15 protein-coding genes and 1 tRNA gene are annotated in these 16,162 nt (G+C 32.7%); 3 read left to right on the top strand and 13 right to left on the bottom strand.

What is annotated here, in order from left to right; translation table 11 throughout:
* Positions 1-125: 125 nt before the first annotated feature.
* The 3 genes from H6578_08170 to mutS all read right to left on the bottom strand — a co-directional run bounded on the left by H6578_08170 (position 126) and on the right by mutS (position 5,112).
* Positions 126-983 (bottom strand): nucleotide-binding protein, encoded by an 858-nt coding sequence (locus H6578_08170; protein ID MCB9227123.1) that lies wholly within the window; start codon positions 981-983, stop codon positions 126-128.
* Positions 984-1,229: 246 nt separating this feature from the next.
* Positions 1,230-2,420, bottom strand: a complete 1,191-nt coding sequence (gene sucC / locus H6578_08165) for an ADP-forming succinate--CoA ligase subunit beta (protein ID MCB9227122.1) — start codon at positions 2,418-2,420, stop codon at positions 1,230-1,232.
* Between the two features lie 91 nt (positions 2,421-2,511).
* Positions 2,512-5,112, bottom strand: a complete 2,601-nt coding sequence (mutS, locus tag H6578_08160; protein MCB9227121.1) for a DNA mismatch repair protein MutS — start codon at positions 5,110-5,112, stop codon at positions 2,512-2,514.
* Between the two features lie 74 nt (positions 5,113-5,186).
* On the opposite strand from mutS, the gene H6578_08155 reads away from it, so the two are divergent.
* The 3 genes from H6578_08155 (at position 5,187) to H6578_08145 (ending at position 6,883) form a co-directional block, all read left to right on the top strand.
* The gene (locus tag H6578_08155) at positions 5,187-5,723 is read left to right on the top strand and encodes an RNA methyltransferase (protein MCB9227120.1); all 537 of its coding nucleotides are present in this window, start codon (positions 5,187-5,189) and stop codon (positions 5,721-5,723) included.
* A 213-nt stretch (positions 5,724-5,936) separates the two neighbouring features.
* On the top strand, positions 5,937-6,239 hold the full coding sequence (locus tag H6578_08150) for a hypothetical protein (protein ID MCB9227119.1): 303 nt from the start codon (positions 5,937-5,939) through the stop codon (positions 6,237-6,239).
* A gap of 2 nt (positions 6,240-6,241) precedes the next feature.
* On the top strand, positions 6,242-6,883 hold the full coding sequence (locus H6578_08145) for a hypothetical protein (GenBank protein MCB9227118.1): 642 nt from the start codon (positions 6,242-6,244) through the stop codon (positions 6,881-6,883).
* 238 nt (positions 6,884-7,121) lie between these two features.
* On the opposite strand, the gene H6578_08140 is transcribed toward H6578_08145, so the two are convergent.
* The 10 genes from H6578_08140 to H6578_08095 all read right to left on the bottom strand — a co-directional run bounded on the left by H6578_08140 (position 7,122) and on the right by H6578_08095 (position 16,157).
* Positions 7,122-7,475, bottom strand: a complete 354-nt coding sequence (locus H6578_08140; protein MCB9227117.1) for a hypothetical protein — start codon at positions 7,473-7,475, stop codon at positions 7,122-7,124.
* 254 nt (positions 7,476-7,729) lie between these two features.
* On the bottom strand, positions 7,730-8,230 hold the full coding sequence (locus H6578_08135; protein ID MCB9227116.1) for a transposase: 501 nt from the start codon (positions 8,228-8,230) through the stop codon (positions 7,730-7,732).
* A gap of 560 nt (positions 8,231-8,790) precedes the next feature.
* A tRNA-Leu gene (locus H6578_08130) sits at positions 8,791-8,874 on the bottom strand.
* A 40-nt stretch (positions 8,875-8,914) separates the two neighbouring features.
* Positions 8,915-10,264, bottom strand: a complete 1,350-nt coding sequence (rseP, locus tag H6578_08125; GenBank protein MCB9227115.1) for an RIP metalloprotease RseP — start codon at positions 10,262-10,264, stop codon at positions 8,915-8,917.
* Between the two features lie 52 nt (positions 10,265-10,316).
* Entirely contained in the window at positions 10,317-11,819 is a 1,503-nt protein-coding gene (locus H6578_08120; GenBank protein MCB9227114.1) for a GH3 auxin-responsive promoter family protein, read from the bottom strand.
* 183 nt (positions 11,820-12,002) lie between these two features.
* Positions 12,003-13,442, bottom strand: a complete 1,440-nt coding sequence (locus tag H6578_08115) for an aspartate aminotransferase family protein (GenBank protein ID MCB9227113.1) — start codon at positions 13,440-13,442, stop codon at positions 12,003-12,005.
* A gap of 708 nt (positions 13,443-14,150) precedes the next feature.
* Positions 14,151-14,744, bottom strand: a complete 594-nt coding sequence (locus H6578_08110) for a dephospho-CoA kinase (GenBank protein ID MCB9227112.1) — start codon at positions 14,742-14,744, stop codon at positions 14,151-14,153.
* A gap of 89 nt (positions 14,745-14,833) precedes the next feature.
* Entirely contained in the window at positions 14,834-15,280 is a 447-nt protein-coding gene (locus tag H6578_08105) for an acyl-CoA thioesterase (GenBank protein MCB9227111.1), read from the bottom strand.
* Positions 15,281-15,352: 72 nt separating this feature from the next.
* Positions 15,353-15,667: a preprotein translocase subunit YajC gene (gene yajC, locus H6578_08100; GenBank protein ID MCB9227110.1), complete on the bottom strand. Its 315-nt coding sequence runs from the start codon at positions 15,665-15,667 to the stop codon at positions 15,353-15,355.
* Between the two features lies 1 nt (position 15,668).
* Entirely contained in the window at positions 15,669-16,157 is a 489-nt protein-coding gene (locus tag H6578_08095) for a DUF1573 domain-containing protein (GenBank protein ID MCB9227109.1), read from the bottom strand.
* Positions 16,158-16,162 lie beyond the last annotated feature (5 nt).

The following is a 16,162-nucleotide window of genomic DNA, read 5'->3' as shown; positions in this document are numbered from 1 at the left end:
CCCTAATAGAACATTTTTTTGGTTATCAACCATTCTAAAACAACCGGTTCCATTCTCCGCCTGTGGTGTTTTCATTGTACGTCTTTCTGATACAAGGAAAACTTAGTTGTTGTGGCGTTTTTATTTTAAATTATATCGTTTGCATCTACTTTAAATCCAGCAGATTTTAATTCTTTTACAAGTAGAAATTTCCAATTTTCAGTATCATCAATTAAAGTGTAAAGAACTCCTGAAATATCACTTGGAAGTTCAACTCCTTGCTCATAAAGAGGCATAACATTTTCTCTTCCGATTTTAGCAATGAAATAACCTAACTCAAGTATTACATTTTGTCTCGCTCTTTTATTGTGATTGGTTTCAGATTTTACATTTCCATAATCGTCATAAGTCAAAAGTATGACTGCAAAATTTACATTTGAGTGCTTTTCAAATTTTTCAATTATAGTTTTCCCTTCATTACTTTGTTCGTGAAGAATTACAGGTCGCAATTTTAATTTTTCAATCGTTCTCGCAACTTTTTCTTTTAGTTCTTCATTGTGTCCGTGAACTATAAAAACATCTTTCTTATTACTTTTTGAATTTGAAGTGTTTTTTGAAGAAGTTGATTTAGTAATAACCTTTTCAGGTAAATTCAAACTTTTATGTTTGTCAAAAGCTTTTTTTACTTTGCTAATCGCAGTTTCCGAGAATTCAGCAACAGTCATAGCCTCTATAATGTCTGAAAAGTTTTCGTTTGTCTTTTTATTCTCAATAAACGAACTAATTATTAATGTGACAAGGTCTTCGATTTTTTCTCTTTCGTGGCTCTCATTTAAAACAACAGCTAAAGTGTTAATGTTATCACCTCTGTTATGGTTCATTCCAAGTGAAAAATATCTTCTACTTTCTTTAATCTGTTCGTAAATACTCTGCCACCATTCATAATATCCATTTTGAGACATAACCATTTTGAATTCTCTTGAAATCAAATAGTCTCCAATCATATGATTTTTTAGGTCGCTGAATAATATCTCGTATTTTGGTTTTATATCTTTTTTCATTCGTTTTTTTCAAATGCCCCACAACAATTGTATATCCAAACACTTATGTCGTATACATTTCGTTTGTACGGAGTGTAAAATATATTTTTATTTTTAAAATTTATTATCTTAAAACGCTATAAAAACTAAGATGCCCGATTTTATTATTAAATCGGGCATCTTAGTTTTTAAAATTATTCTACTAAAAACTTACGCTACCACCTTAGCTACAGCTTCGGCAGCTTCTTTAAGTAAAATAACCGATGTAACTTTTAAACCACTTTTATCTATTAATTCTTTGGCTTCAGCAGCATTTGTTCCTTGTAGCCTTACTATTAACGGTACGGGTATTTCGCCTATAGATTTATATGCATCTACCACTCCTTGTGCCACTCTGTCGCAACGCACTATACCACCAAAAATATTAATTAAAATAGCTTTTACTTTTTTATCTTCTAATATAATTCTTATAGCTTTTTCTACACGTTCGGCATCTGCCGTGCCGCCTACGTCTAAAAAGTTGGCAGGCTCTCCGCCATTTAATTTTATCATATCCATGGTAGCCATAGCTAAGCCAGCACCGTTTACCATACAACCCACATTTCCGTCTAACTGTACATAATTTAATCCTGCATTGCCCGCTTCTACTTCAGCAGGGTCTTCTTCTAAAATATCACGCATTTCAGCTATATCTTTATGTCTGTATAATGCATTGCCATCTATAGATATTTTGCCATCTACAGCAATTACTTGATTGTCAGAAGTTTTTAAACAAGGATTAATCTCTACTAAGCTGGCATCACTTTTTGTATAAGTATCGTATATTCCTTTTAAAAATTTAGTCATTTCTTTAAAAGCTTGACCTTCTAAGCCTAAATTAAAAGCCATTTTTCTTAGCTGGTATCCTTGTAGTCCTACTAATGGGTCTATAAATTCTTTGTGTACTAAATGTGGCGTTTCTTCTGCTACAGCTTCTATATCCATACCTCCTTCTGTAGAGTATATAAAAACATTTCTGCCTGTTCCTCGGTCTAACAATATAGAAACATAAAATTCTTTTGGTTCACTCTCTCCAGGATAATAAACATCTTGAGCTACTAATATTTTTCTTACTAATTTGCCTTGCGGTCCTGTTTGACGATTTTTTATCGTCATTCCTAAAATTTCGCCAGCTTTTTCTTTTACTTCATCTAAGTTTTTTGCCAGCTTTACTCCACCTGCTTTTCCTCTACCTCCTGCATGTACCTGTGCTTTTATAACGTGCCATTGTGTGCCCGTTTGTTCGGTTAATTTTTTTGCAGCAGCTACTGCACCGTCAACACTCTCTGCCATAATTCCTTCTTGAATTTTAACACCGTGTTGTTTCATTAATTCTTTAGCTTGATATTCGTGTAGATTCATAAAAATCGCTTATTAAGTTTTTTAAATTTTCCCCAAAATTAAGGTCTTTAACTTACAAATACAATTAAATTGAACCACACTTTTCATAATTTTAACTTAATCCGTTTTTTAACTCATTTAATTTCATTAATGCTTCTACCGGAGTAAGGGTGTTAATGTCCAACTCTTGAACTTGTTTTTTCAATTTTTGAGCTTCCTCATCTGTGGTGTCAAAAAAACTGAGTTGCATATTGGCAGGTATGTGTTTTACTTTTTCCGCAATATCCGTATCAATATGCTTTTGTTCTAATTGTTTTAATATTTCATTAGCCCGGTTTACTATTTCTGTAGCCATGCCTGCCATTTTAGCCACATGAATACCAAAACTGTGTTTTGAACCACCGGGAACAAGTTTGCGAAGAAAAATAACTTTGTTATTGACTTCTTTTGTAGAGATATTGTAGTTTTTTATCCTTTCATATTTTTCTGCCAGTTCATTTAGCTCATGGTAATGTGTAGCAAATAAAGTTTTGGCTTTATATTTTGGATGATTGTGCAGGTATTCGGCAATACTCCAAGCTATGGAAATACCATCATAAGTGCTGGTGCCTCTTCCTATTTCGTCAAGCAGTATTAAACTTCTGTTGCTTATATTGTTTACAATGTTAGAAGTTTCATTCATTTCTACCATAAAAGTACTTTCGCCACTGCTTATATTATCGCTGGCACCTACTCGGGTAAAAATTTTATCTACTATGCCGATTGTAGCATTTTTAGCAGGCACAAAACTTCCCATTTGAGCCATAAGTACTATTAATGCCGTTTGGCGTAGTACTGCACTTTTACCACTCATATTGGGTCCTGTAATCATTATTATCTGCTGACTTTCATTATCTAAATAAACGTCATTGGGTACATAACTTTCCTCTACGGGTAGTTGATTTTCTATTACAGGATGTCTGCCGTCTTTTATGTCTATTATTAAATCTTCATTAATATTAGGACGAACGTAATTATGTTTTTCGGCTAAATAAGCAAAATTAATTAAGCAATCTATTTGAGCTAAAACATGACCATTCATTTGTATGGCTTGAATATAATCTCTTAAATAAGCTACTAATTGGGCAAATAAATCTGCTTCTAATACTTCTATTTTTTCCTCTGCTCCCAATATTTTATCTTCATATTCTTTCAGCTCGGGCGTTATATAACGCTCGGCAGCAGTAAGTGTTTGTTTTCTTATCCAGTCTTCGGGAACTTTATCTTTATGTGTATGGCGAACCTCTAAATAATAACCAAAAACATTATTAAAGCCTATTTTTAGCGAGCTTATTCCTGTTTTTTCAGTTTCTCGTTGTTGTATTTCTAATAAATAATCTTTGCCTTTGTTTTTAATATTTCTAAGCTCATCAAGTTTGTCGTTTATGCCTGCTTTAAAAGTAGGAGCTTTGTGTAAATTTACCGGAGCTTCAGGTTCTATTTCGTTTTCAAGTTTTTCTATAAGGGTAGAGCAGGGGTTAAGCTGTTCTCCATATTTACTTAGGGCTTCTATTTTGCTATTTAACAAAACATCTTTAATAGGTTGAATAGCTTTTAATGCTTTTTTAAGTTGCACAACTTCTCTTGGGTTTATTTTACCCGAAGGAACTTTAGATATTAACCTTTCAATATCTCCTATGTTTTTTAGCTCTTGCTTTATATTATTGGCTATGTTTTCATTATCCTTAAAAAAAGACACAATATCAAGCCTTTCGGTAATTTTGTGTTTATTTACTAAAGGCATTAAAATCCATTTTTTAATCAGTCGTGCACCCATTGGACTTGCCGTGTAATCTATTACATCGCTTAATGTTTTAGCATCGGGATGCGGACTATAAACTAACTCCAAATTTTTAATGCTGAACTTGTCCATCCAAACATGGCTATTTGCCGTTAATCTTGAAATGGAGTTAAGTTGTTTAACATCTTCTAAATGGTTTTCGCTAAAATATTGCAAGGCTGCTCCCGATGCCAATATAATTTCGGGAGAATTTTCAATACCAAAACCTTTTAAAGTATTTATTTCAAATTGTTTTTGGATAATTTCAGTAGTATAATCTTCGGTATAAATCCAACTTTCTAATCGGTAGCTATAATATTGTTTTGCAAAATGTTCTAAATATTCATTTTCTTGCTTTTTAGCGTACAAAACTTCTGACGGCTGAAAACTTTGAAGCAATTTATCTATGTATGCTAAACTTCCTTCTGCCACATAAAATTCTCCTGTAGAAATATCTATAAAAGCTACACCACAAATTTCTTTACCAAAATATACGGAGGCTAAAAAATTGTTTTTAGCTGTATCTAAAATATTATCGTTTAGAGCCACACCCGGAGTTATTAATTCCGTAACGCCACGCTTAACCACTTTTTTCTCTTTAGATGGTTTTTCAAGTTGGTCGCAAATTGCCACTCTGTAGCCAGCTTTTACTAATTTGGGCAAATAACTATCTAAACTATGATAAGGGAAACCCGCCAGCTCAATTTCAGAAGCGGAGCCATTGTGGCGTTTGGTAAGTACAATACCTAATATTTTAGAGGTATTTACAGCATCTTCTCCAAAAGTTTCGTAAAAATCGCCAACTCTAAATAGCAAAATAGCATCTTTATGCTTAGTTTTAATAGCATAATATTGCTTCATTAAAGGAGTTTGTTGTTTTGCTTTTGTACTCATTTGCCTTGCAAATGTAATAAGTTACTTATGTTTGCATTTTATTTTAACCAACATTCTATACACTATCTTTCCACATGAGTAAGAAAATAGCTAATGCCGACCTTGACCGATTAAATAAAGAAGAATTTAAAAAAGCCGAAAAGACACCTATGATTGTTATTTTAGATAACATAAGGAGTTTAAATAATATAGGTTCTGTATTTAGAACGGCAGATGCTTTTTTGATAGAGAAAATTTATTTGTGTGGTATTACGGCTACGCCACCTCACAGAGATATAAGAAAAACGGCTTTGGGTGCTACGGAAACTGTAGAATGGGAATATGTAAAAGAAACTGTAGATTTAGTAGAGAAACTTAAAAAAGAGAATACGGCTGTTTATGCCATAGAGCAAGTAGAAAATGCTATAATGCTCAATAATTTTAAACCCAAAAATAAAGAAAAAATAGCAGTAGTTTTTGGCAATGAAATAGATGGTGTGCAGCAGGAAGTGGTTAATACTTGCACCGGAAGTATTGAAATACCACAACTGGGCACAAAACATAGTTTAAATATATCGGTAAGTGCAGGAATAGTGCTTTGGGATTTGTTTGTTAAATTCAAAGTATTTTAGACTATTCTGAATTAAGGATTGGTATAATGTGGGTTTCAGTGCTGTCGGAAGTTTCCTTCCGACATTCTTTTTCCCCGTTTAGGGTCTCTCATAGAGAACTCTAAACCACACTTTAATTTACAAAATTGTTGCGTGAGACACGCACCATGGCGAAAAATTTTCTTCTGACATTTTTAAGTATAAAGCATCAAAAATATTCCTTACATTTGGGTTATGAGTATAATAAAGATATGGAAATCGGCAGGGATGCCGAGTATGGGGACGTGGTACGGTCATAAGACCGACCACAAGGAAAATGAGATAGTTGATTCTAATAACGTACCAATGCCAAAAAGTGAATATTATGGGTATGCAAATGAAAATTTTTCTGTTACAGATAATGGCAGTTATTTCAGTGTTAATGGTAAACAAACAAGTTTTGGACAAACTGTTTTAGGATATTTTGGTAATAATCGTGGGACTGTTGAAAAGCAAAGAATTTCTTTTAATAATTTTATGACACCTTATAGAAGATAATTATGAAAAGCATATTATACATGTTGATTTTAGTTAATTTTAGTTTAAAGGCACAAAATTATGGATATTTATATATTGAACAACCTGACACTACATATGAAATTTATATAAATGAATCACATAAAATTTTGCAAAATAGTTACAGGGAAGCAACTTTCATAGAGCTCTATGGAGATACATTGTTAAAGGAAATTCCTGATTATATTTTTAATTTTAAAAATATCGAAGTATTAGAAATTGATTTACAAATTAGAGTTTTACCAAAAGAAATAGAGATATTTAAAAATTTAAAACATCTTGGATGTATATGTCCACTGCAAGAAGGTATAGAATTTGATATTTCAAAATTAGATTCTCTAACAGAAGTTGCAATTATTGATACAAAATTTAAAAAAATACCAAAAAAATTGTTCAATCCCAGCAATTTGGATTTTTTAATTTTAGATATCTATAATGTTAAAAAAATACGATTTCCATATAATGATAATATAAAAGGAATACGATTTTACAATGCTAAGAATCAAAAATTGCATAAATCAATATGTAATTTAGTTGGGCTTGAAAGAGGTTTTAGTCATGATGAAATGTTTAAAAAAATACCTAAATGTGTAGATAAATCAAAGGTTTCTTTTGATGAATATTAATTACAACGGTAAAGGACAGCCTTCAGTGCTGTCGGAAGTTTCCTTCCGACATTCTTTTTCCCTGTTTAGGGTCTCTCATAGAGAACTCTAAACCACACTTAAATTTACAAAATTGTTGCGTGAGACACGCACCATGGCGAAAAAAACACCAATTTTCACTATTTTATTTTAGTTTAAAACTGATTTTTAATACTTTATATTTTCACCAACCATTCTGATACATTACCATTTTAATACATTATCCATCATCATCAACTTTTACAAAATATAATTCTTGATTTTCTTCAACAGGTTTATATAAAAATAATTTCCCTTTTTTTTCAATTATTTTAAAAGAAGTATAATAATTTCTTCCCACAGGCTTAAGGGATAGCAAGTTATTATTAACATGAAATTCAGTACTTACAATTGAGTTTAAGTAAATACAATTTCCGGTTAGAGAAAAATTTAAAGAATCAAGATTAATGCGACAATCCTTATAAGTTACCCCATTATAATACCTATAATATAAACCTGTTATTTCTGATAATTTATACTCTTTTTTTGCACACATGGTCATGAATAGAAATATAAATAAATAAATATTTTTCATTTTGGTACGTTAAATGTAAAAGTTTGACTAATGTTTGTATATGGCTGGTAGTATGGATAACTAGGATTTCGCATAAAAGATGGACCGTTTTCAACATTACCAGACCCTATAGACGTAACATTAAATATAGTTATTTGAAGTGTAGTAGAATTCCATGTAATAAAAAAACATAATAAATTAATTTCATATGTATAAATTAAAATTCAAACTTTTCCTATGGTCGGCATCCCTGCCGTACCATTTCCTTTAGTATATCAAATCCAATCTTCATATCTTGTTAAAAAGCCAAACCTGGACTTATCTTGTAAATAAAAACTAGCAGAAGAATATTGGTAATCTTCTGGCAATGCTGCCAACTTCCACTTTTCTTGCAAAGGGTTTTTGTGTATATAATCTACCTTTTGAGCTGCTATTATCCTGTTTTGCATTTCTATAGTTTTAGAACGTCTTTTCCAAAATTGATATTCTCTATCATTTTGAGTAGAAATATACAAATTTAATTTTAGTTTGTTGTGTTTAACCAAATATTTTCTAATCATAGAAGCGGTAAAACTTTTGAAACTCGCTCCAATATCATACGTTTCATCTAAATGTGTCCATAAAATATGAACATGATTTGGCATAATAACAAAGGCGTGTATTTGAACTTTTTTATTTGTCACCAACCACTCCATAGATTGAAGAAGTATAATTTTTATCTCGTCATCTTCAAAAAGGTTTTTCCAATCCTTCGCTGTAGCTGTAAAGAAATACATTGCTTAAAGATACGTTTAAAAGCGGAATAAGTGGAATCGGCAGGGATGCCGACCACAGGGAAAAGTAGCTTCTGACAGCACGGAAATCCCCCACTCACTGTCATTTAGATCCGCCAGCTGGCGGAAGAAATCTATCTTTTTTTTTGGGAAGTTTAGCTCTTCATACAAGGTGGATATTTCACTTCGCCTGCTTGCCGCAGGCAGGTTCAATATGACAAACGGGGCAGTGTGATGCAATAGTGGAGTGGCACGGTGATAACACCAACCACAAGGAAATATATCGGTAAGTGCAGGAATAGTACTTTGGGATTTGTTTGTTAAATTCAAAACATTTTAGACTATTCTGAATTAAGGATTAGTATAATACCGATTAGGAATATATAATAGTCCAATTTCGGTTGTGCCTTATTGTACTAAATATATTGCTCTATCGGCATTTGCCATTGTAAAACACCAAATAGATTAGACTATTTTGTGTTGACAATTGGTGTTATGTTGGTAAACGTAGAAAATAAAAAGCCTAAAATATTGGTTATTAATATTTTAGGCTTTAATTAAAGTACCCGAAGCCGGGGTCGAACCGGCACTCTATTGCTAGAACTGGATTTTGAATCCAGCGCGTCTACCAATTCCGCCATTCGGGCAGTTTTTATAAACGGAACGTAAAGATAAGTTTGTTTTTATTTAATTACCAAACAACCAGCGGAAAATATCATTGCCATTTGCATATATAAGCAGTGCAAATAAAAATGCCATACCTGCCATTTGTGCATAATACATAAATTTTTCAGGTGGTGGTTTTCTAAATATCATTTCATATATAGTAAACATGGCATGCCCACCGTCTAAAGCGGGTATGGGTAGCAAATTCATAAAAGCTAATATTATAGATATAAAAGCTGTTTTATTTAAAAAAGCATACCACGAAAATCCTCCAGAATAGAACTTGGCTATAGTACCAAAACCACCTATCTGTTTGTATCCTTTTACATCTTTGTCAAATATTAATTTAAACTGTCCTATATAAAACATTAGGGTTTCCCATGTTTTTTGAGGACCTCTGATTAATGCTCCAAAAAAGCTGTATTTTTTGGTGGTTATTTTATATTCATCCGTGCTGGTGCTAAATCCAAACAAGCCATTTTCAGAAAGATGAGTAGTTAAAGCTAATGTATCTGCACCTCTCAATACTTTAAAATCAACATCTTTATCGCCATATCCTCTTTTTGCAAGTAGTAAATCTTGATGATAAGCTATTGGTTTGCCTTCAAATTCTATTATTTGGTCGCCTGCTTGAGCACCTGATGCTTTTAATGTTTCACTTGTAATACTGTCTATTACACTTTTAGCGGCAGTTTCAAACAATAACACCTTGTCGGCATTGTCCATATAATATTTATAAAAATCTTTACTAATGCCCTCTATTTTATGGCTTTCGCCATTTCTTACATAAGTAATATTATCGGCAAGATTAAAAAGCATGTCAATTTTTACTTTAGCGGCATCGTCTATATCTTTCCCATTTACTTGGGTAATAATATCTCCATTTTGCAAACCGATAGAAGCTCCTAAAGAATCTACATAAATACCATAAGGTTGGTCGTCAACTTTTAAATAAGAATCGCCCCAAATACCTGCCACTAATGAATACATGAAAAAGGCTACCAAAACATTTACTATTATTCCGCCCAGCAAAATAATAAGACGCTGCCAAGCCGGCTTGGCTCTAAATTCGTAGGATTGAACAGGTTGCTCCAAGGCTTCTTTGTCCATACTTTCGTCCATAATACCGCTCATTTGCACATAGCCACCAAAAGGAAACCAGCCGATACCGTATTCGGTTTCGCCTATTTGTTTTTTAATCAAAGCAAACTTAGCTACATCTGGAAAAGGGAACAAGAAATCAAAAAATAAGTAGAATTTTTCTACTCTAACACCAAAAAATTTAGCTGCAAAAAAATGTCCGGCTTCATGCAGAATAATTAAAATAGATAAACCTGCAAAAAATTGGACTAAGGTTACAAATAACTCCATAGTTTAATTTAAGAGTGCAAGATTACGAAAAATAAAGCATATTAACAGTAAATTAACCGTTTTTTACATAATGCTGTAGCACTTTTGCCAGTTCTCTGTTATTGGCTAAGTGTTGCACTTTGTTTTGTCCGCCCAGTTTTCCTTTTAACTTAAAGTACTGCTCAAAACCTCCGTTTTCAACTACACTAATTTTCGCTTCTTTAAGTATGCCATTCTCTCGCAAATCTTTATAGTAAATATTTTGCTCTTGAATGCTTTCATCTAAAAATGAAGCTATTTTATTGGTATTTATGTCCAAATCGGTAAATTCTATAAACCACTCGTGATAAGATTTTTTATTTTCTGTACCTACAAAAGGAGCTACCGTAAATTCTACAACACTTGCATTAAACTGTTTTGACATGATTTCTATGGCTTTTTCTACTTCTTCTTGAATTACATGCTCGCCAAAAGCAGAAATAAAATGTTTTACACGCCCCGTTACAACAATTCTGTAGGGTTTTAATGAAACAAATTTCACAGTATCGCCTGTATCATACGCCCACAAGCCGGCATTGCTGCTAACTACTAAAACATATTGCGTATTAAAGTCCACATCTTTTAGGCAAATTCTATTCATTTTGTCTTGCAAATAATCTTCAACATGGATAAATTCATAAAAAATACCCGAATCAATATTTAAAAGCAAACCTTTTTCTTTTTGTGAATCTTGATAGGCAAAAAATCCTTCCGAAGCCGGATAGGTTTCTATTTTATCTACATTTTCGCCCAGCAGTTTATCCATTTTTTCTTTGTAGGGTTCGTAGTTTAAACCACCGTAAACATATAATTGCAGGCTTGGGAAAAGTTGTTTTAAATTTTCTTTATTTGTTTTTGCCAAAAGTTTTTCAAAATACTGCATACACCAAGGCGGAATACCGCTTAAAAGACTCATGTTTTCCATGTAAGTTTCGTTTACAATGGTGTCCACTTTTTGCTCCCAATCTTCTATGCAGTTTGTTTCGTAGCTTGGTTTTCGGTTTCGTAGCAGCCAAAAAGGCACATGATGATACACAATACCCGATAATCGTCCTGTTTTTATTTTGCCATACATTTCAAGCTCTGGGCTGCCTTGCAAAAAAATCATTTTCTTGGTAAAAAAATCGGCATTTCCTGTTTCTGCCACATAGGCAAACAAGCTGTTTCTGGCAGCGGATATGTGGTTTTTTATAGAATCCTTAGTTATGGGAATATACTTAGTTCCGCTGGTAGTGCCACTGGTTTTGGCAAAGTAAATGGTTTTAGCATTCCACAAAACTTGTTGCTTTCCTTTTGCTATTTCTTCTATATATTTCTTTAAATTTTCGTAGCTGTTTAAAGGAACTTTCGCTTTATAATCTTCATAGTTTGAGATAGTATCAAAGCTATGTTCTTTGCCGAAGTGAGTGTTTTGAGCTTGTTTTATTAATTTTTTTAGTACTTTTTTTTGCACCTCAATACCATTATTATGTATTTTATACTGTTTTTGTATAAAATAGTTAGCCACTAATTGTATAAAAGATGAAACGACTGACACGTTTCAAAGTTAGTGAAAATTTGTTTGCACATATATTAGCTACGTGTATTACAAACATGGGTATCACTGAGGTATTAATCTAACAGCATGAAATCTAAAATGGTATAGGTTATTTTGAATTTTACTTTATTTTTTAATTCAAAGAATTTAAGTTTCTATGGGTAAAAGTGAGTAATATTATAACTACTTCTTCAAGCTATAAAAATCACTCATAAAATCCAGTAATAGTGGTTCTGTTTTTTCTTTAGGTAATTCGTCTAAAAGTCGGCTTACTAATGCCATTTTATCCGGAGCATCGCCACCGCTTATGCCTAATTTCTCTGTTATTTTAGCCAAAGTTTCAGGACTAATGTTTTTCATTAGTTGTTTTACCACAGCAGTAGTGGCATCATCTTTTATTTTGCGTAATTTATAGCCTTTTTTTACTTTTTCTACAGCTTCTTTTAGGTCGTTTAAAAACTCATCTTCTTTGCCTCTTTGTGCCATAGTTACTGTTAAATGCAAGTTGGGAGGTGCTACATCAGAGCTCAACTGTGCCGATAAAAACCAACCTCTGGCTTTCAATTCGTCAGCTATTTGAAATACATCATATTTGCTATTGGCAAAAGATATTAGCGGTGTTTGGGGATTGCCTAAAATATAAAAACCGTCTATTTCTTTTACACCGTTTAAAAACTTTTGCGTTGCCAGCATAGTATCTTGCGATATTTTTATGTATCCGTCTTCGCCAAAATAATTTAAAGCGGTCCATGCACCTGCTATGGGACCACCCGGCTTGGTGCTTAAAAGTGTAGAGTTAATAGCATTGTAGCCAGTCCAACTGGTAGAAATAAAAAACTGGCTTTTACGTATTTCGCTATTTTTAAATAGTAGGGTAGAACAACCTTTAGCGGCATAGCCATATTTATGCAAATCCATAGAAATGGAAGTAACGCCCTCTACACTAAAATCATATTTTGGCGTAGGAATACCTGCTTTTCTGTTAAATGCCATTACAAAAGCACCTATGCAACCATCAACATGAAACAAAACATTGTGTTTTTTAGCTATTTGTCCCATTTCTTCAATAGGATCTACAGCACCGTAAGCATAAGAAGGAGCGGAGCCAACAATAAGAACCGTATTGGCATTAATAGCTTTTTCTACCGCTTCAACATCTACTCTAAAATCTTCTTTTACAGGAATTATTACAGGTTTTACGTCAAAATACTCGCAAGCTTTTAAAAAAGCAAAATGTATAGTGTAGGGCAATATTACCTCCGGTTGTATATTAGGATTTTTCTTTTTAGCGTAAAATTTAGCTGTTTTTACTGCCAGCATACAGCTTTCTGTACCTCCCGATGTTAGTGTTCCCGATATATTTTCATCGCCTTGCAGTAAATTTCCACACATATTTACCACTTCATTTTCCATATCTCTTAAGCTTGGGAAAAGGGTAGGGTCAACTAAATTATCGGTAAGAAACATAGTATAAGCATCATAGATAGCACTTCTGGCTTCTTCGCCAGCATCATAAATTGAGGCAAAAGCACGACCATTGTGCCAATTAAAATCTTTAGATTTTCTTTCTTTTAAATCTTTAAAAATGTCTTCTTTTGTTCTTCCTTTTAATGGTATTTGCATGGGGATTTATTTTGCCCACAATATACAAAAAAGGCTATAATAAACGAGGGGATTTGGTGTTATATCTTTATTAAGTGTGTATAAATAATTAATGAATTTTGATTATCCGTAAAGATACCTATGAAGTATTTTACATTAACTTTTCTTTAGTAGAAAAGTTACAAAAGAATCGCACTAAGTTTTCAGCGACCCATTATAACCTCAACTCCTAAAAATCAAAAACTCATCACTCCGTTCTTCAAACAGTTTAATTTTTTACGGAGTTTTCGGTTAATGGGTACCCCACTTACAAACTTAAGGTGCACTTTTAACTGACCTTAATCAAAAATACGTTAAGAAATGATGTAAAACAGACATCTAAAATGAATGAAATTATAAAACAGTAAACAGACAAATTAGTATGCTCCTCCGAGTAAAAATACTTTAGGAAAAATGAAGTTGAGCATACATTAATTTGTCCTCGTCTGTTTTATAGCATTTTAGTATTTTTGATTACAGTCTTGACCTTTGGTTACCTTTGTGTCAAGACAAAGGTAAAAAAAACATAAATTATAACTAAAACTACTTAAACGTCCCAAGATGCTACCTTAAAGTATAAATTATTGGTATAACAACGGATAGTTATTAATGAATTTTTATATGAATAAATTATTTTCTGAGGTAGAATTTTTGGACGTTTAGGTAATTTGAGTTACAGTTTGTAGTCTTTTAAATAGCAATACTTGGATTAAAGAGCGTGTGAAGTTTTTCTACAATTTTAAAAACTTCATTTATCCCGTCATTATGTACTATAAAATCGGCTAAATCCATTTTAGCAAAATCATCCATTTGTTTGTCCATGCGTGCTTCAACAGCTTGTTTGCTCACTTTATCTCTTTGCATAACACGCAATATGCGTATATCTTTAGAGGCATGAACTAATATGGTTTTATCTAATTCTTTATAAACGCCCGTTTCAAATAAAAGGGCGGCTTCCTTTAAAGTGTAAGGATAATTTTGATGCTCACTGCACCATTTTTTATAATCATTTTTAACCGCAGGATGAACTATATTGTTTAGCAATTCCAATTTTTCTTCATTATTAAAAACTATTTCTGCTAAATATTTCCTGTCCAGTTGGTTGTTTTTATAGGTTTCTGCTCCAAATGTGCTAATTAACTGTTGTTTTACTTGCTCAGATGTATTCATCAGTTCTTTAGCTCGTATATCGGAATAATAAACAGGCACACCCAGCTTTTCAAACATACTACTGATGTATGATTTACCGCTACCTATGCCTCCTGTTATGCCTACTTTTATCATTTGTTAGCCGATGAGTTAAATTGGGACACCAATATTAATACTTTTTATGCTAAACGAGGTAATAAAATGTGGAAAAAATGTGAATAAAGTTAATTTTTCTTGGCGTATACAAAATCTTTGCCTTCTGGCAATTCATGAAGAGCTTTAGCTAAAGCTGTTGGGGGAGTGGTTAATTTTCTTTTACTAAGGTCTATCCAAGCTCCACTTAATGTAATGTGAGCACATTTTTGGTTTTTGCTGTTAAATATTTCATGGTGCAATTTCCATTTAGAGCCGTCCAATTTATTGTTGGTGTCTTTAAGAACATTTACAGTTATTTCTTCGCTTAAATATAGCTCTTTTAAAAATGTGCATTCTTCTTTAAAAATAACAGGACCTATATTTAATTTGCTCATCATTTTTGAGTCAAAACCCATTAAATCAAACATAAAAATTCTGGCATGTGCACCGTAATCGTAGTAAGCAGAATGCCTTACATGCCTGTTTGCATCTACATCTGCCCATCTAACTTTTATCTCTATCGCGTTGTTTATCATTACTTGTTATTATAACAAAAGCCCTGCAAGAGCAGAGCTTTTATTTTGATTTATAATTGTGTTATAATTTACTTAGTTTTTATTTAAAGCCGCAGTCAGCTCTGTTGAAATGGCATTTCTTTCAATAGTTATAACGGTATTTCTTGCTATTTCAATATCGGCAGTAGTTTCATCTAATTTAGATATTTTGCCGTGCAAACCACCGTTGGTTACTATTTTGTCTCCTTTTTTCAAGTTTTCTAATACTTCTTTTGCTTCTTTAGCCTTTTTTTGGTTGGGACGCAACATGAAAAAATAAAAAACTGCCAATGATGCCATAATTAACACCATATTAATAGGGTCGCCAAAAAAACCGCCTCCTTGTGCTTGTAATAAAATTCCAGTCATATTAGTTAGCAGTAGTTATATTGCTCTTTATAGTCATAACAGTAGTAGCCGGTTCAGTATTAGCTGTTAAGGTAACTGTTTTGTTTTGAGCACCTGATTTACCACTTGGGTTAAAAGAAACTTTTATGTCAGCACTTTCTCCCGGTAAAATTGGTTCTTTTGGATACTCAGGAACTGTACAACCACAAGAACCTTGAGCATTTGAAATTAATAATGGTTTTTCGCCTGTGTTGGTAACAACAAACTTAGTTTCTACTGGAGATTGGTCAGAAATATTCCCAAAATCGTGAGTCATTCTGTCAACAGACATAGTAGTTAACTCTGCTACTTGTGCTGGTGCTATTTCAGCAGGTTCATTATTTACAACTGTTTCTTCTACTGCAGTTGTGGTAGCATCTCCGCTTGTTTCTTCTGTAGCTGGGCTGTCAGAATTACAAGAAAATAAAAATGTTGAAAATGCTAATGCCGATACAAAAATTATTTTTTTCATAGTCT

It is taken from the genome of Chitinophagales bacterium (genome assembly GCA_020635995.1).
In the GTDB taxonomy this organism is placed as follows: domain Bacteria; phylum Bacteroidota; class Bacteroidia; order Chitinophagales; family UBA8649; genus JAFMKE01.
Note: the sequence above shows the minus strand (reverse complement) of the source record. Positions and strands in the feature narration are given on the sequence as shown.